13 protein-coding genes are annotated in these 16,324 nt (G+C 66.5%); 4 read left to right on the top strand and 9 right to left on the bottom strand.

Annotated elements, in window-relative coordinates:
- Positions 1–4: 4 nt before the first annotated feature.
- The 4 genes from G6R19_RS02725 to G6R19_RS02710 form a co-directional block, all read right to left on the bottom strand.
- The gene (locus tag G6R19_RS02725; RefSeq protein WP_163162039.1) at positions 5–1,864 is read right to left on the bottom strand and encodes an ABC transporter ATP-binding protein; all 1,860 of its coding nucleotides are present in this window, start codon (positions 1,862–1,864) and stop codon (positions 5–7) included.
- 84 nt (positions 1,865–1,948) lie between these two features.
- A complete protein-coding gene (gene guaB / locus G6R19_RS02720) occupies positions 1,949–3,460 on the bottom strand; it encodes an IMP dehydrogenase (protein WP_163162037.1) in 1,512 nt (503 codons plus the stop codon).
- 216 nt (positions 3,461–3,676) lie between these two features.
- Complete coding sequence (locus tag G6R19_RS02715) at positions 3,677–5,755, bottom strand: acyltransferase family protein (RefSeq protein ID WP_163162035.1); 2,079 nt, start codon at positions 5,753–5,755, stop codon at positions 3,677–3,679.
- 161 nt (positions 5,756–5,916) lie between these two features.
- Positions 5,917–7,440, bottom strand: a complete 1,524-nt coding sequence (locus G6R19_RS02710; protein ID WP_163162033.1) for an ATP-dependent DNA ligase — start codon at positions 7,438–7,440, stop codon at positions 5,917–5,919.
- Positions 7,441–7,526: 86 nt separating this feature from the next.
- On the opposite strand from G6R19_RS02710, the gene G6R19_RS02705 reads away from it, so the two are divergent.
- On the top strand, positions 7,527–8,138 hold the full coding sequence (locus tag G6R19_RS02705; protein WP_163162031.1) for a dihydrofolate reductase family protein: 612 nt from the start codon (positions 7,527–7,529) through the stop codon (positions 8,136–8,138).
- Complete coding sequence (locus G6R19_RS02700) at positions 8,138–8,737, top strand: dihydrofolate reductase family protein (protein ID WP_163162029.1); 600 nt, start codon at positions 8,138–8,140, stop codon at positions 8,735–8,737. Before G6R19_RS02705 ends, G6R19_RS02700 begins: the two co-directional genes overlap by 1 nt.
- A gap of 261 nt (positions 8,738–8,998) precedes the next feature.
- Here the strand turns inward: G6R19_RS02700 and groL are convergent, their stop codons facing one another.
- Complete coding sequence (gene groL / locus G6R19_RS02695) at positions 8,999–10,609, bottom strand: chaperonin GroEL (protein ID WP_163162027.1); 1,611 nt, start codon at positions 10,607–10,609, stop codon at positions 8,999–9,001.
- A 77-nt stretch (positions 10,610–10,686) separates the two neighbouring features.
- Positions 10,687–10,983, bottom strand: coding sequence for a co-chaperone GroES (groES, locus tag G6R19_RS02690; protein ID WP_050054380.1), 297 nt, complete (start codon positions 10,981–10,983; stop codon positions 10,687–10,689).
- A 224-nt stretch (positions 10,984–11,207) separates the two neighbouring features.
- On the opposite strand from groES, the gene G6R19_RS02685 reads away from it, so the two are divergent.
- On the top strand, positions 11,208–12,143 hold the full coding sequence (locus tag G6R19_RS02685) for a DMT family transporter (RefSeq protein WP_163162025.1): 936 nt from the start codon (positions 11,208–11,210) through the stop codon (positions 12,141–12,143).
- Here G6R19_RS02685 and G6R19_RS02680 read toward each other — a convergent pair.
- Positions 12,068–12,445 carry a hypothetical protein gene (locus G6R19_RS02680; protein WP_163162023.1) on the bottom strand — a complete coding sequence of 126 codons (378 nt, stop codon included), beginning with the start codon at positions 12,443–12,445 and terminating at the stop codon, positions 12,068–12,070. The genes G6R19_RS02685 and G6R19_RS02680 overlap by 76 nt on opposite strands.
- A 53-nt stretch (positions 12,446–12,498) precedes the next feature.
- On the opposite strand from G6R19_RS02680, the gene G6R19_RS02675 reads away from it, so the two are divergent.
- Complete coding sequence (locus G6R19_RS02675; RefSeq protein WP_163162021.1) at positions 12,499–13,746, top strand: class I SAM-dependent methyltransferase; 1,248 nt, start codon at positions 12,499–12,501, stop codon at positions 13,744–13,746.
- Positions 13,747–13,750: 4 nt separating this feature from the next.
- Here the strand turns inward: G6R19_RS02675 and G6R19_RS02670 are convergent, their stop codons facing one another.
- Together G6R19_RS02670 and G6R19_RS02665 are read right to left on the bottom strand one after the other, a co-directional pair.
- Positions 13,751–14,581: a shikimate 5-dehydrogenase gene (locus tag G6R19_RS02670; RefSeq protein WP_275898051.1), complete on the bottom strand. Its 831-nt coding sequence runs from the start codon at positions 14,579–14,581 to the stop codon at positions 13,751–13,753.
- Between the two features lie 89 nt (positions 14,582–14,670).
- Positions 14,671–16,116, bottom strand: a complete 1,446-nt coding sequence (locus tag G6R19_RS02665; RefSeq protein ID WP_163162880.1) for a glycoside hydrolase family 3 N-terminal domain-containing protein — start codon at positions 16,114–16,116, stop codon at positions 14,671–14,673.
- Between the last annotated feature and the right edge of the window lie 208 nt (positions 16,117–16,324).

Raw genomic sequence — 16,324 nt, 5'->3', positions numbered from 1 at the left:
AAGCTCAAACTCCTTCGGCTTCCTCTACAGTGAGCTGGGATTCGAACATCCTGAAGTAGCGGCCGCGCAGCGCCACAAGCTCCTTGTGGGTCCCCTGCTCCACGATCTGCCCGTCTTCCAGCATGTACACGATGTCCGCCTTTTCGATGGTTGCCAGGCGGTGGCTGATGGCGATGATGGTGCTGCTGCGGTCTGCGAAGAGACGGGTGAAGATGCGGTGCTCGGCGAGGGCATCAATGGCCGACGTCGGTTCGTCCATCACCATGAACGAGGCGTCCCGGTAGAAGTTGCGGGCCATTGCCAGCCGCTGCCATTGGCCGCCGGAGAGTCCGCTGCCTTTGCGGCCCCGGGGATCCTCCATCCAGTTGCTGACGTGGTTTTCCAGGCCGTTGGGCAGCTTGTTGATGAAGTCCAGCGCCTCCGCATCTGCTGCTGCCACGCGGATGCGGGCGTCGTCCCGGGGTGAGTCAACATCACCGAAGTAGATATTTTCGGCGGCAGTGGCGAACTCGTACTTGAGGAACTCCTGGCTCAGCACCGCGAGGTGCCTGTGCCAGGAGGTGACGTCGACGGCGGCGAGGTCAACGCCGTCGAGCATTACCTGGCCGGAATCCGGGCGGTAGAGTCCGGCCAGGATCCGGATCAGCGTGGACTTCCCAGCGCCGTTCTCCCCCACGATGGCGATGTGCTGGCCTTCGCTGATGGTCAGGTTGATCCCCCGGATCACCTCGATGTCGCTGCCCGTGTAGGTGAAGCGGATGTCCTTCAGTTCCACGGTTTTCGGCGGCTCGAGCAGCGGGGGCGCGTGCTCGGAATGCACCGGCAGGGCCATAAACAGTTCGTAGTCCTTGAGGTTCGCCAGGTCCTCGTCGATGGAGCTGAGGGAGGACACCAGGTTGTTGGCCGTGGACAGTGCCCGGCTGACGATCTGCTGCACATAGAGGAACTGGCCGACGGGCTGCGCGCGGGCGATGATCTGCCCCACCACCCAGATCAGCGAGACCACCTCGGCGCCGTATTGCAGGGCATCGGCGGCGAGCTGCTTGGGGATGTACCGGCGCTGGAAATCAAGACGGCGGCGCTCGTCAGCGTCGCGGAGGCGGGAGCGGAGGTCCATCAGGAAGCCCACAATTCCGTAGAGGCGCATCTCGGCAATGTGCTGCGGCCGGAGGAGGTTTTGTTCGATCATCCGCCGCTGCCGCCGGGAATCCACCTGCGTGTTCCAGTGCGCTATCTGCTCCCGGGACAGCTTGAACTGCAGGTAGACGCTGGGGACGATGGCCACCAGGACAATCACGGCGATCCACCAGCTGACAAGGAGCAGTGCTCCGACGGCCAGGATGACCGAGACGAGCTGGGTGAAGATCGCCGCGATCCTGTCCAACACCCGGGCGTAGGAGTCGGAGAACCGCTTGGCACGGTCGTACAGGTCAACGGTTTCTTTGTCGTCGTAGCGCCAGAATTCGAGGGCAAGGAACCGCTCGTACATCTGGTCGCCCACGATGGCCCCCACCTTGAAGCTCATCAGCTGCTGGATGTAGCGGTCCACGCTGGTGAACGCACCCCAGAACAGACCCAGGGCGGCGGTGACGATAACGTAAACGATCGCGAGCTGGCCGGCTGCGGCATCACCGGAGTACGCGGCAGCCAGCGCGGTGGTGGTGAGCGCAGCAAAGTAGGTGGTGACCAGGGGCAGCACGGCCGAGATCAGCGAGCCGAGCACCTTCATGACCACTGCACCCGGGGAGGCGCGGAAGCTGACCCGCAGGACCTGGGCTACAGCGCGTGCGTAGGGCCGGAGGGCCAGGCGGCGCTGGGGTTCCCTTTTAGGGCTCAGTTCAACCGGGTGGCTTCGTGCGGGCATAGATTCAGCCTAGTACCGGGCACAGACGCCGGCAGGCCATGGAGTGCGAACTCCATGGCCTGCCGGCTGTGGTGTGGACCGGTGTCAGCGGGAACCGTAGTTCGGCGCCTCGACGGTCATCTGGATATCGTGCGGGTGCGATTCCTTCAGCCCTGCCGGGGTGATCCGGACAAACTTGCCGCGGGCCTTCAGCTCAGGGATGGTGGGGGCGCCGGTGTAGAACATGGTCTGGCGCAGGCCGCCCACCAACTGGTAGGCCACGGAAGCCAGCGGACCGCGGTAGGCAACGCGGCCTTCGATGCCCTCGGGGATGAGCTTGTCGTCGCCCGAGACGTCGGCCTGGAAGTAGCGGTCCTTGGAGTAGGAGGTGTTCTTGCCCCGCGACTGCATGGCACCCAGGGAGCCCATGCCGCGGTAGGACTTGAACTGCTTGCCGTTGACGAAGATCAGCTCGCCCGGTGATTCGTCGCAGCCGGCCAGCAGGGAGCCCAGCATCACCGTATCTGCGCCGGCCACCAGGGCCTTGCCGATGTCACCGGAGTACTGCAGGCCGCCGTCGGCGATGAGGGGAACCCCGGCAGGGATGGCTGCCTTGGCGGACTCGTAGATGGCGGTGATCTGCGGAACGCCCACACCGGCCACCACGCGGGTGGTGCAGATGGAGCCGGGCCCCACGCCTACCTTGATGCCGTCAGCGCCGGCGTCGATCAGGGCCTGGGCGCCTTCGCGTGTGGCGGCCTGGCCACCGATGACGTCAACGTGCGCCGCCACGGGATCGGACTTGAGCCGGCGGATCATATCCAGCACGCCCTGAGAGTGGCCGTTCGCGGTGTCCACGAACAGGGCGTCGACGCCGGCATCAACCAGTGCCATGGCGCGCTCCCAGCCGTCCCCGAAGAAGCCGATGGCTGCGCCAACCCGGAGACGGCCTTCGTCGTCCTTCGTTGCCAGCGGGTACTGCTCCGCCTTGGTGAAGTCCTTGGTGGTGATGAGGCCCTTCAGCCGGCCCTGCTCATCCACCAGCGGCAGCTTTTCGATCTTGTTGGTGGCCAGCTTGTGCGAGGCTTCCTCGCGGCTGATGCCAACGTGTCCGGTAACCAGCGGCATCTTGGTCATGACGTCGCTGACCAGCCGCAGCGGGAAATCGGATTCGGGCACAAAGCGGGTGTCGCGGTTGGTGACGATGCCCAGCAGGCGGTTGTCCTCGTCCACCACCGGCAGGCCGGACACGCGGTACTGGGCGCAGAGGTCATCCAGCTCGCGCAGGGTTGCCTCCGGCCGGATGGTCAGCGGGTTGGTGATCATCCCGGACTCGCTGCGCTTGACGCGGTCCACCTGGTCCGCCTGGTCGGCGATGGACAGATTGCGGTGCACTACGCCCAGGCCGCCCTGGCGGGCCATGGCGATGGCCATCCGGGACTCCGTCACGGTGTCCATGGCTGCGGACAGGAGGGGGGTCTGCACGGTGATGCGCTTGGAGATCCGGGAGGACGTATCCGCTTCGGAAGGGATGACCTCGGTGTGGCCCGGCAGGAGCAGGACGTCGTCGTAGGTCAGGCCGATGAAGCCAAAGGGGTTGTGTTCGGGCTCGGTCATGAATGCGCCTCTTACCATGGTTGCTGTGCGGGTAGGGGTTGCAGCCGATGACCAGCCCGTCATTACGGGACTGGCCTGTGCAGAAGATCGGGACCACCACTGCGTGCGGCGCTCCGGGTTCAGAAAGTGTTGAGTAAATATTAGAACCTCCGCGCCGATCCCCCTATTCCACGCCTGCAATGTGAGCAACCGCACGCCCCACCCGCTCCCTAGCCGTCAGCTCCAGCCGGTCGCGGCCAGGAGCCGCTGTTCGAACATGGGGATCATGGTTTCCACATAGGTCCGGGTGAGGTGGTTGTCGTCCTTGTAAACGTAGACATTTCCCACCACGCCCGGGCAGATGCCGCGCTCGCAGATGAAGTCGCTCAGATCCATCAGGTGCAGCCCCTCCACCTGGCCCGAGTAGTTTTCGAGCGGAGATGGGTCCACCAGGGATTCTTCCAGTGACACGCTGCATTCCGGGGCGTCCGGGCCGTTGCGCTGGATGCACTCGGGCATGTTGAACGTAAAGCGGGGGTTGTCCCGGATGCCGATGATCTCGATCCCGGCGTCAGCAAACGGCCGGATGCCCTCCAGGTAACCCGGGACTTCGGTTTCGAACGGGGTTTCCTCATGGGTCAGTGATGCCACGGTGAACACTGCGTCGGGCTTGTGTTCCAGGACGTAGGCGGCGCTGGCCTGGTTGTAGGCGTTGCATTCCGCGTTCCTTTCCACCGACTCGGCTCCAAAGCGGCACGCCGGCATCAGCAGCGTCACCAGTTCCCAGCCCCGCGCAGCCGCAATCGGTGCCAGCGCACCCAAGTACTGCTGAGAGTGGGAGTCGCCAAGGACCACAATGCGTTTGGTGACCTCCCCTTCCGGGACCTCCTGCCGGCATCCTTCGAGGACGGGGTCACTGGTGGCATTGGCTCCGGTGCAGGGGGCTTGGATGCCGGCCCAGTCGTTGTCCAGCGCGGCCGGCCCCGGAATGATCTTGGCGTCAGGATCGGGCAGCGGGGCGTGTTCCGGGTTCAAGGCTGCCGCCCCGGGCGTGAGCTCCCGCGGCTGGGCCGCCGTCGCGCTTTCCTCTGCGGTGAGCGTAGTCTGCCAGACGGCCACGGGACCGGCGAGGACGGCCCCACAGGCAACAATGACGACGGCGGTGCGCCAGGCCCGGAGTTTGGGCCAGTGCCACTCGCGGAGCGGCTTTTCAACGAAGCGGGTGGTCAGGACAGCGAGGACGACCGATGCGCCCACGATCCCCAGTCCCTGGGCAAGATTGGGTGCGTCCACGCCGGTGGCGGCGAGCGCAAGAACCAGGACGGGCCAGTGCCACAAGTACAGTGCATAGGAGTTATCCCCCAGCGCCACCAGGGGCTTGCTGCCGAGGAACGTGTCCACACCGTAGCGGCTGCCGGATTGTCCCGCCACGATAATCGCAGCCGCTGCCAGGGTTGGCCACAGCGCGACATACCCGGGGAAGGACCGGTCCACCGTCAGCAGCAGGCCGCAGGAGACCATGGCTGCCAGCCCCGCCCAGCCCAGGACCACGCGCAGGGCCCGGGAAGGCTTGAGGTAGGGCAGCGCAAGTGCCAGGAGTGACCCCAGAGCGAACTCCCAGAGCCGGGCCCTGGTATCGAAGTAGGCGTACGCCTGGTTGGTGGCGGTCTGCTCTACGGAGTAGGCCAGCGAAAAGGCGAAGACCGCGCCGAAGACCAGCGCCAGCAGCCCCCGGTAGTTCACCTTGTTAAGTGCCGGGACGCGGCGCACCAGCGCCAGCAGCGCCGCGGTGCCGGCGAAGATCAGCGGCCACAGGATGAACACCTGGCCCTGGATGGACAGTGACCAGAAGTGCTGGAGCGGGCTGGCGCCGGCATGGTCCTGGGCGTAGTAGTCCACAGCGGTATCAGCGAGCAGCCAGTTCTGGTTGTACAGCAGCGACGCCCAGGCCTGGTCCAGCACCTGTGGCCAGCGGCTCTGCGGCAGGATCAGCCACGTCCCCGCGAGGACACCGAGGATGACCACAACGGCGGCCGGCAGCAGCCTTTTGAACAGGTGCAGCCAGTGTCCCAGGAGCCCGAAGGGACGCCCTGATTCGGCTTTCCGGACAAAGGAAAGCGTGAGCAGGAAGGCCGAAATCAGCAGGAATATGTCCACCCCGCCGGACACCCGGCCCAGCCAGACGTGGTACGCAACCACCATCAGGACGGCGAGGGCCCGGAGCCCCTGGACCTCTGGCCGGAACGTTGGTTTCCGGCTCTTGGCATCGGCTCCGGAAGGCGGTCCGGCTGCAACCGCTGTTCTCGCTACTGACACAAAAAGACCTCACAGGCGCATAGGCAAAACATCAATTCTACCCAATTGGGGTATTTTCCCGGCCAGGTAACGCGGACCAGATGACGTCGCAGCCACCTCGCGGACCCAACCCTGGCCGTAACTCCGGCGTCGTTGGCGTGCCCGGGGGGCTCCTTGTCCCGCTACGAACGCAGCAGTGCCCGCAAGGTCTGGATGGTATCGGCTTCGGCCGCCGTCTTGTCGTCGCGGTAGCGCTTCACGCGTGCGAACCGCAGGGCGATTCCGCCGGGATAGCGGGAGGATTGCTGCACGCCGTCGATCGCGATCTCCACCACGGTGACGGGCTCCACCCAGACGGTGCCCGCCGTTCGCCGCACCTCCAGCTCCTGGAAGCGCCCGGTCTGCCATTGCAGCAGGGCGTCGGTGAGGCCCTTGAAGGTTTTGCCAACCATGACGTAACCCCCGGGTTCGCCGAACTCGCCGGTGGGGTCGAGGGCTCCCAGGTGCAGGTTCGACAGCAGCCCGGTGCGCCGTCCTGACCCCCACTCGCACGCGAGCACCACCAGGTCGTAGGTGAGCACCGGCTTCACCTTGACCCAGTTGGAACCCCGACGGCCCGCCGCGTAGGCCGACCCAACGGCCTTCACCACCACGCCCTCATGGCCTGCGGCCAGCGCATCCCGGGCCACTACTTCGGCTACGGCCGCATCCGCCGTGATCTCCCCAGGAATCCGATAGCCGGGAGCGATGCGCTCGAGCACTTCGATGCGGGTCATCAGGGGCTCGTCGAGCAGGTCCCGCCCGTCGACGTGCAGCACGTCAAAGAACCACGGATGCAGCAGGGTGTCGCGCGCGGCGTCCGCCCCGAACCGGGACATGGTCTCCTGGAACGGCCGCGGGCCGCCGTCCTCGTTGAGGGCCAGGGTCTCGCCGTCGAGGATCACATCGCGCACGGGCAGGCGGCGCACCACCTCGACCACCTCGGGCAGCCGGTGGGTTACCTCGGCCAGGGTTCGTGTAAAGATCCGCACATCATCGCCGAGCCGATGCACCTGGATGCGCGCGCCGTCGAGCTTGTATTCCACCGATGCCTCCCCCGTGACTTCCAGCGCGGCACCGGCGCTGGCCGCGGTTGAGGCGAGCATGGGTTGCACGGGGCGGCCGACGACGAGCCCTACCTGTTCGAGCTGGGCCGCCGTGCCCGTCATAGCCAGCAGTGCGGTTTCGCCGAGATCACCGGAGAGCATGGCCGCGCGGCGTACGGCGTCGACAGGCCGGTCGGCGGCGCGGGCGACAGCATCGGTGAGGACGCCCTCGAGTGCACCGGTCCGCAGTTCGCCGAGCAGCACGCCGGCGATGAAGGCCTGCTCGCGCTCGGTGGCGGCCGCTGTCAGCGTCCGGAGGGTCGCGGCGCGCTCGGCGGCAGATCCAGCGCCTGAGGTGACGAGCAGCCGGTCCAGTGCAGCGTCGAGGTCGGCGATGGTCAGGCTCGGTTCAGCGGCCGGTTCCCCCATGGCCGCTGACATGCCGCGCCAACCGACCCCTACCCGGCCCTGCCGCGGCCTGGCGGTCAACAGGCCGACCGCCGTGGCAATGTCAGCGGGCTCGAGCCTGCGCAGCAGAGCTGCGAGTGCATCGACCTTGGCGAGCCGGGAGCGCGTGGACGCCACGGCATCCGTAGTTCTCACAAGCTCATCGAGCAGCATGGCACCAGTGTGCCACGCCGGCCGATGCCGGGCGGGGATGCCGGGCGATGCTGGACAGCTCCGGAGGGCAGTTCCAGACTGGACGCATGGGAATCATCGTCGCGAACCTGTTCCTGACCCTCGACGGCGTCTACCAGGGACCGGGCGGCCGCGAAGAGGACACCGAGGACGGCTTTGACCTGGGCGGCTGGCAGATGCCCGTATCCGACGACGAGGCTGAGGCTGCCATCGAGGCCGAGATCAGCCTCATCGATGCCCTGCTTCTCGGCCGGAAGACCTACGACATCTTCGCCAGCTACTGGCCCCACCAGTCCGGCGACATCGGCGGGACGCTCAACCGGGTGCCGAAGTTCGTTGTTTCCAGCACCCTGACCGCTCCGGCCTGGGCGGGCACGACAGTCCTGCCGGACGCCACCGCCGCTGGCCGGCTCCGTGAGGAGTACAACCAGGTGCACATGTTCGGCAGCGGCGTCCTCATCCGTTCGCTGCTCGCGGCAGATGTACTGGACCGCCTCCACCTCTGGCTTTACCCCGTCACGCTCGGGCAGGGCAAGCGCCTCTTCGACGCCGGGACCATCCCCGCATCCTTCCGCCTCGCCGAGCCGGCCCGCAGCTTCCCGAAAGGGGCAGTGTCGCTGGTGTACGAGCGCGCGGGCAAGGTTGAGACGCAGGACATGCCCGCCACCCAGGGAACGTAATGGCCAAGATCATCGCAGCCATCAGCACGTCGGTAGACGGCTACATCACCGGCCCCGACGACGGTCCCAGGTACGGCCTGGGCAAGGGCGGCGAACGCCTGCACTACTGGGTGATGGGCGGCCCCTGGACCTACGACGGCGGACACAACTTCGCGATGCACGGCCCCGACAAGGACTTCTACGAGGAGCTGGAAGCCGGCTTGGGTGCCGGCATCGTTGGCCGGGGCATGTATGACGCTGCCGGAGCCTGGGGAGGGACCAACCCGTTCCCCGGACCGCTTTTCGTGCTGACCCACCGCACCCAGGACCAGCCCGCTGCTGCGTCCGGGTTCACGTTTGTGTCCGGGCTCGAGGAAGCCCTGGCGCGGGCTATTGCGGAGGCCGGAGGCAAGGACGTGTCGATCGGCGGCGGCGCGGACGTGATCCGGCAGGCGCTGGCCGCAGGACGGGTGGACGAACTGGTCCTGTCCACGGCTCCGGTGATCCTTGGCGCCGGCAAGCGCCTGTTCGACGGCTTCGATTGCGACATCGACCTTGAAATCATCAAAACTGTCAGTTCAACGCTCGCCACACACGTCCGTTACGCCGTAAAGAAGTAGGCGCCTGCCGAGGGTTGTAGGACAAAATGAGCCATCAGCTCCTGCCGCTTTTGGCTCATCGCTCAATCACTAACTAATGAAGTCCGACGGCGGTGCTCCCGCAGGCCTATGCTTTCGGCGCCTTCGGTTCACCCAAAGGTGATGGCGGGTTGCCCAATTTGCTGCAGGACGTAATGGAGCGTCCGACGGCACCAAAGAACCGGCCCAGCTGGACGCTGGACCGGTTCTTTGTGTATGCAGACGTGCTGCGGAGGCTGCAGCCTAGTGGCTGTGGCCTGCGTGCTCGTCTTCCTCGGCAGGCTTCTCCACAACAAGGGTCTCGGTGGTGAGAACCAGTGCTGCGATGGAGGCTGCGTTGCGGAGGGCTGCGCGGGTGACCTTGACGGGGTCGATCACACCGGCAGAGATCAGGTCCTCGTACTCGCCCGTCTTCGCGTTGAAGCCGTTGTTGGTCTCAAGCTCGGCAACCTTGGAAGTAATGACGTAGCCGTCGAAGCCGGCGTTCTGGGCGATCCAGCGCAGCGGCTGGACCAGCGCGCGGCGGACAATGCCCACTGCAGCGGCGGCGTCGCCTTCGAGGGCCTTGACAGCCGGGTCCTCATCCAATGCCTTGAGGGCGTGGATCAGGGCGGAGCCGCCACCGGCGACGATGCCTTCTTCGAGGGCAGCGCGGGTGGAGGAAACAGCGTCCTCGATGCGGTGCTTCTTTTCCTTCAGCTCAACCTCGGTGGCTGCGCCGACCTTGATCACGCCGATGCCGCCGGCCAGCTTGGCCAGGCGCTCCTGGAGCTTCTCGCGGTCCCAGTCGGAGTCGGTGCGGGTCAGCTCGGCACGGAGCTGGGCAACGCGTGCTGCCACGTCTTCTGCCGAACCGGCGCCGTCAACGATGGTGGTGTTGTCCTTGGTGACCGTGATGCGGCGGGCGGTACCCAGCACCTCAAGGCCAACGGTGTCCAGGCTCAGGCCCAGTTCCGGGGAGACAACCTGCGCACCGGTGAGGGTGGCGATGTCCTGCAGCATGGCCTTGCGGCGGTCACCGAAGCCCGGAGCCTTGACGGCAACAACGTTCAGGGTGCCGCGGATGCGGTTGACGATCAGCGTGGACAGGGCTTCGCCGTCAACGTCCTCAGCGATGATGAACAGCGGCTTGGAGCTCTGCAGCGCCTTTTCCAGCAGCGGCAGGAATTCCTGCACGGAGGAGATCTTGCCCTGGTTGATCAGGATGAGGGCGTCCTCGAGGACGGCTTCCTGGCGTTCTGCGTCGGTGACGAAGTACGGGGACAGGTAGCCCTTGTCGAACTGCATGCCCTCGGTGAGGACCAGTTCGGTCTGCGTGGTGGAGGACTCTTCGATGGTGATCACACCATCCTTGCCAACCTTGCCAAATGCTTCGGCGAGGAGCTCGCCGATTTCTTCGCTCTGGGCGGAGATTGCTGCAACGCTGGCTACCTGGGTGCCTTCGACGGGGCGGGCGTTCTCCAGCAGGCGGGCGGCAACGGCTTCAACGGAAACCTCGATGCCGCGCTTGATCTGGCCGGGAGCGGCACCTGCCGCTACGTTGCGCAGGCCTTCCTTAACCAGTGCCTGGGCCAGAACCGTAGCCGTGGTGGTGCCGTCGCCGGCAACATCGTTGGTCTTGGTGGCAACTTCCTTGGCCAGCTGGGCGCCAAGGTTCTCGTACGGGTCGTCCAGCTCAACTTCGCGGGCGATGGTGACGCCGTCGTTCGTGATGGTGGGAGCGCCCCACTTCTTGTCCAGGACGACGTTGCGGCCGCGCGGGCCGAGCGTCACCTTGACGGTGTTGGCGAGCTTATCAATGCCGGCTTCAAGAGACCGGCGGGCAGCGTCGTTAAACGCAAGCTGCTTTGCCATGGTTTTGTCCTTTCAAGACAGAACCCCGCGCAGCTGACCAGCAGAACGCATGACCAGCGGCACGGGGATCCGGGGAGTTACTTTACGACGATCGCCAGGACGTCGCGGGCGGACAGTACGAGGTACTCGGTGCCGCTGTGCTTGACTTCGGTTCCGCCGTACTTGGAGTAGATAACAACGTCGCCCTCGGCAACGTCGAGCGGGACGCGGTTGCCGTTGTCGTCAAAGCGGCCGGGGCCTACTGCGACAACTTCGCCTTCCTGGGGCTTCTCCTGCGCGGAGTCCGGGATAACCAGGCCGGAAGCCGTGGTCTGCTCGGCTTCGAGCGGGCGGACAACAATACGATCCTCAAGAGGCTTAATAGAGACCGACACTCGGACCTCTCCTTTTCGTCAGCAAATTCGTGGACTGGAAAGCTTTCCGCCCTGGCTGGCAAACCGTCGTCGCGGTGCCGGCAGCAGCCTGGCTGGCAGCTCTTCATGTGTTAGCACCCTCCTAGGGAGAGTGCTAATGAAGACTCTATGTAAGGGTTAGCACTCGGTCAAGGCGAGTGCCAGCGTTTCGTCATCTGCGAACCCTCCGCATGTACATTTGAGCGGTGCGAGCTGCCGTATACCTGATCCTTGCCAACCTTTTCTGGGCTGGAAATTTTGTGGTGGGCCAGGCTGCCATGAAGACCATGGAGCCACTCCAGCTGACGTTCTGGCGATGGGTGCTGGCCGCAGTGCCGCTGCTGGTGCTGGCCCACGCCGTTGAGCGGCCGGACTGGCGCGCTGTCCTGCGCCGCTGGCCGGTCCTGCTGCTCCTGAGTTCCCTGGGCATGAGCGGCTACACCCTGTTGCTCTACAGCGCCCTGCAGCACACGTCTGCCCTAAACGCCTCCCTGGTGACCGCCGCGAACCCGGCACTGATCATGGTGCTGGCCGTGGTCCTGCTCCGGGACAGGCCGCGCCCGCTGAGCTGGGTGGGGATCGGCCTGGGCCTGCTGGGCGTCCTGCTGGTGCTCACCGGCGGCGAACTGCAGCGCCTGCTGACATTTTCCATCAGCAAGGGCGAGCTGCTGATCCTTGGGGCCATCACCGTCTGGGGCCTTTACACGATCATCGCCCGCAGGCTGAGCATCCCCGCCATCAGCTCCACAGCGGTGCAGGTGGCGATGGCGGCCGTGGTCCTGAGCCCGCTCGCCCTCGTGGCCGGCGCCGGCCTGCCGAGGACTCCCTCTGAGGGCTGGTCCCTGGCGTTCATTGCACTGTTTCCCTCGTTGGGCTCCTACCTGCTGTGGAACCTTGCCCTCAAACGGACCACCGCGGCCAACGCCGGCAACTACCTGAACCTCATTGCCGTGTTCACAGCCGTCATCACTGTCGCCCTGGGCCAGCCCATCTCTGTGCCGCAGGTGATCGGCGGCGTCCTGGTCATTTCCGGAGTGCTGCTCACCAGTGCGGGCGGCAAGGCGCCTCAGCGTCCCAGATCGTCGAAGTCGACGTCTTCCCCGCCTTCGCCCTCGCCGGCGGCCGAATTCCGCCCGCGGTAAAGCATGACCGCTGCCCCTGCCGCCGTCAGCAGGGCAGCAACCAGGACGGCGATGCTGCCGGCACGGGCGCCGTCGTAAAGCCCGCGGATGTCCCGCGCTTCCTGGGTGTCGCCCGCAATGTCGTCACCGCCCACCGAGTAGACAGTGGCATTGAACGTATCGAGGAAAAAGATCACCACCAGGAGCCCGATGCACACCACCGCCACGAGGGCTCCCGCGATCAATGCCGGCCGCGCGAATCGGGCGGGGCCCCTGTCCCTGGTTGGTTCTCCGGACTGCTGGGGACCTGCGCTCTCTTCCATGCTTTCAACACTATCCGCATCCCGCCGGACGCTCCTCCACTAGGCTGGAACGCATGTCTCACGCTCCCCAGGACCAGATTGCGCCGCTGCTCACCCCCGAGGGATGGGATCTTTTGGCGTCTTTGGGGCCCTACCAGGAGGACACGTCGTTCGAACTCAACTCGGCCCTGCGCAAGGCCGGGCACTCCCCCGCGCTGGTCTCCGCCGTCCTGACCCAGTCCAGGCTCCGGACCAGGGCCGAAGCGAAGTTTGGCGAGTTCGCCCGGAGCATGCTGTTCACCCAGGCCGGCCTGGAGCAGGCAACCAGGCTCAGCGTGGCGGCCCGGCACGCCCAGCGGTTCGCGGAGGCGGGGATCAAGCACGTGGCGGACCTGGGCTGCGGCCTTGCCGCGGACTCGCTGGCGCTGGCTTCGATGGACATTAGCGTGACCGCGGTGGAAATGGACGAGACCACCGCCGCCTGCGCCACGGTGAACCTCATCCCCTTCCCCAACGCCACCGTGGTCCATGCAGATGCCACCGCCGTTCCGCTGGACGGGATCGACGGCGTCTGGCTGGATCCTGCGCGGCGGGTCACCTCCACCTCCGGGACCAAGCGCATCTGGGACCCGGAAGCCTTCTCGCCGCCCCTGTCCTTTGTTCAGTCCCTGGCGGCATCCGGCCGCGCGGTCGGGGTCAAAATGGGGCCCGGGATGCCGCATGACTCCGTGCCGGCGGACTGCGAAGCCCAGTGGGTTTCAGTGTCCGGGGACGTCACTGAAGTGGCACTGTGGTTCAACGCCGTCCGGCGCCCAGGAGTCCGCAGGGCAGCGCTCATCCTGGGGCCTGAGGGTGCGGCCGAACTGACCAGTGGCGAGGATTTCGGCGCAGGACCCGCACCGAAGGTGGGTCCGGTGGAGGGCTACCTGTACGAGCCGGACGGCGCGGTGATCCGTGCGGGGCTGGTGGCCGACGTCGCGCTGCAACTGGGCGGGCACTTGGTGGATGAACACATCGCCTACATCTGCGCGCCGCAGTTGGTGGACACCCCCTTCGCGCGGGCCTACAAGGTCCTGGACGTCATGCCCTACAACGTCAAGGCGCTCAAGGCCTGGGTGAAGGCCGAGGGCATCGGAGTGCTGGACATCAAGAAGCGCGGCACCGCCGTGACCCCGGAGGAACTCCGCAAGCAGCTTCTCCCAGGAGGGAAAAACGCTGCCGGCAAAAACGCAGGCAGCAGGAAGGGCGGCAACAAAACAGCCACCCTGGTCCTGACCCGCATCGGGGAGGACCGGGTGGCCATCGTGGTGGAGCCAGCCTAGAGCGCTACTGGGCGCGCATGAACTCCTCCGCCGCACGGACCTGCTCTGCGGTGGGCCGGACGCCGGTGTACAGCACAAACTGCTCCAGCGCCTGGATGGTGGCCACCTCCGCTCCGGTGATCACCGGCTTCCCGGCGGCCCGCGCCGCCCTAATCAGCGGAGTTTCGGCGGGCAGGGCAACCACGTCGAAAACTACACGGGCGCCGTCGATGGTTTCCTGCGGGAAGGCCAGGCTGTCCACGTCAGGTCCCCCTGCCATACCGCCTGCCATACCAATAGGGGTCACGTTGATGATCAGGTCCGCCGTCCCGCCGTCGAGCGCTGCACGCCACTGGAAGCCGTACTGCTCTGCGAGCGCCCGCCCCGTGGCCTCGTTCCGGGCGAGGACAGTGACATCAGCGAACCCGGCGTCACGGAGCGCAGCGACCGTGGCCTTGGCCATGCCGCCCGCACCCTGGACCAGGACCGAGTAGGTGGTGGGCACGGAATTGGAGGCCAGCAACTGTTCGATCGCCGTGTAGTCCGTGTTGTACGCCTTGAGATGCCCGTCGGTATTCACGATGGTGTTCACCGAATCAATGGCTTTGGCGGAGGGGTCCATCTCATCCACGAGGGCAATCACGTCCTCCTTGTACGGCATGGAGATGGCGCACCCGCGGATGCCCAGCCCCCGCACTCCGGCGATGGCCTGCTCCAGGTTGGTGGGCGCGAACGCCTTGTAGATCCAGTTCAGGTCCAACTGCTCGTACAGGTGGTTGTGGAAGCGGGTCCCGTTGTTGCTGGGACGGGCCGAGAGCGAGATGCAGAGGGTCATGTCTTTATTCAGAATGGGCACCTGACCATTAAACCCACACTCCCCCAACTGAGTAGCGCTAAGTGTCGTTCTGAGCCTCCATAACGGCACTTAGCGCTACCTACTTGGGATCAGGGGCAGCCGGTTCCCGCGGGATAGCTTCCGACGGCGGCGGGCAGCTTCCCGGGCGCCGGCGCCGTCCCGGCCAGGACGGCGGCGAGGGCGTCGAAAGCGCCCTGGCTCCGGCCGTAGAGCGCCACCTTCACCGGAGCCGCAGAGTGCTGCAGCGGCCAAGGTGCGTCGAGGGCAACGGCGATGTCGCCGCCTGCGGGCCGCCCGCCGTACGGGATGAGGCTCACCAAGGGTCCGGAACCGAGGGCGAGCCCGTTACGCGCCGCAGCATCTGCGAAACGGGCCCGGTCCGCCGGACTGCCGCCTGTGACGCGGACGGCACCGGATGCAAGGGCTCCGCCGCAGTGGCCGGAGAGGACAGTAACGGCGGCGGCGGATACCTTGGCGGCGAGCGCGGCCCCGCTGCCGGCAGGGGTGCCTGTTGGGGTGCCGGTGCCCGCTGCTGCCCGGGCGTGCCAGGTCATCATGGTCGCCACCCGCAGGGCCGCTTCGTCCAGGCGGGCGGCGGGCAGGCTGCCGGTGGTGACAGCGTTAACAATCGCGGCATGGGCCTGCCCAACGTCGGCAGGCATCAGCAGGAGGTCGGCACCCGCGGCAAGGGCCATAACGGCGGCAGACCCGGCCGGGTACTGCTTGTGCACCGCCCCCATGTTCAGGGCATCGGTCACGGCCACCCCCTTGAAACCGAGTCCCCGCAGCGCCGCATACGTGGGTTGGGAGAGCGACGCCGGCACTCCGGGTTCCAGGGCAGGCACGGCGATGTGGCCGGTCATCACCATCGGCGCTCCGGCGGCGATGGCGGCCTGGAACGGCTTCCAGTCGCGGGCGGCCAGTTCCGCCACGGTGGCCGGCTGCGTGGGCAGGTTCAGGTGCGAATCAGTGGTCACGGACCCGTGCCCGGGGAAATGCTTAACGGCGGGAAGGACGCCGGCGGTAAGCATTCCCTGGGTAAATGCCACGCCGAGGGTGGACGCTACGTCCGGGTTGGCGGACATGGACCGGGCACCGATGGTGGGATCCGCCGGCCCGATGGTCACATCCGTGTCTGGGGCAAAGTCGGTGTTGAAACCAAGCGGCACCAGTTCCCCGGCGAGCCCCTGGCCGGCCTCCTTGGCAAGGGGCACGCTGCCCGCGGCACCGTAGCTCATGGGAGACGGCCACTCCGTCAGCGGCGCGTTCAGGCGCGCCACTATCCCGCCCTCCTGGTCCACGCCGATCATCCCGGGCCAGGGCCTGCCGTCCGCCGTTGCCGCCGTTGCGAGCCGCTTGTTGATGGCGGCCATGGCGGCGAGGTCCACTTTGCCCTGCGGATCCAGCGGCACGTTGTCGCCCATGATGATGGCTCCGGCCAGGTGCAGGCGTTCGACGACGGCGGCATGCGCACCTGCGTCAGTCCCGGTGAAGAACGGCAGGAGGACCTGCCCGGCCTTCTGTTCCGGCGACATCGCCGCCACCGCAGCGGCTGCGGCGTCCTGGTCCCGCTGCTGCGGCCCCCACCCCAGCGGCCGGGAGCCGGGATCGGCAGTCACGGAAGGTGAGGGGGAAGCGGTGGCGGGTGCCGGCGTCGTACTTGGCGATGCGGAAGGTGCGGCCGGCGTGGACGGTGACTGCGACCGGCCAGGCGCCGGAGCGGCGGTACAGGATGCCAGTGCC

Source organism: Arthrobacter sp. Alg241-R88 (assembly GCF_900537115.1).
Taxonomy (GTDB): domain Bacteria; phylum Actinomycetota; class Actinomycetes; order Actinomycetales; family Micrococcaceae; genus Arthrobacter.
This window is presented reverse-complemented; position numbering and strand designations above follow the sequence as displayed.

Excerpts from the sequence above, each read along its gene's own strand:
- G6R19_RS02700 (WP_163162029.1), top strand. The coding sequence starts at position 8,138 with ATGGCCAAGATCATCGCAGCCATCAGCACGTCGGTAGACGGCTACATC.
- G6R19_RS02675 (WP_163162021.1), top strand. The coding sequence starts at position 12,499 with ATGTCTCACGCTCCCCAGGACCAGATTGCGCCGCTGCTCACCCCCGAG.
- G6R19_RS02710 (WP_163162033.1), bottom strand. The coding sequence starts at position 7,440 with ATGCTGCTCGATGAGCTTGTGAGAACTACGGATGCCGTGGCGTCCACG.
- guaB (WP_163162037.1), bottom strand. The coding sequence starts at position 3,460 with ATGACCGAGCCCGAACACAACCCCTTTGGCTTCATCGGCCTGACCTAC.
- G6R19_RS02665 (WP_163162880.1), bottom strand. The coding sequence starts at position 16,116 with ATGTCGCCGGAACAGAAGGCCGGGCAGGTCCTCCTGCCGTTCTTCACC.
- groL (WP_163162027.1), bottom strand. The coding sequence starts at position 10,609 with ATGGCAAAGCAGCTTGCGTTTAACGACGCTGCCCGCCGGTCTCTTGAA.
- G6R19_RS02725 (WP_163162039.1), bottom strand. The coding sequence starts at position 1,864 with ATGCCCGCACGAAGCCACCCGGTTGAACTGAGCCCTAAAAGGGAACCC.
- G6R19_RS02680 (WP_163162023.1), bottom strand. The coding sequence starts at position 12,445 with ATGGAAGAGAGCGCAGGTCCCCAGCAGTCCGGAGAACCAACCAGGGAC.
- G6R19_RS02705 (WP_163162031.1), top strand. The coding sequence starts at position 7,527 with ATGGGAATCATCGTCGCGAACCTGTTCCTGACCCTCGACGGCGTCTAC.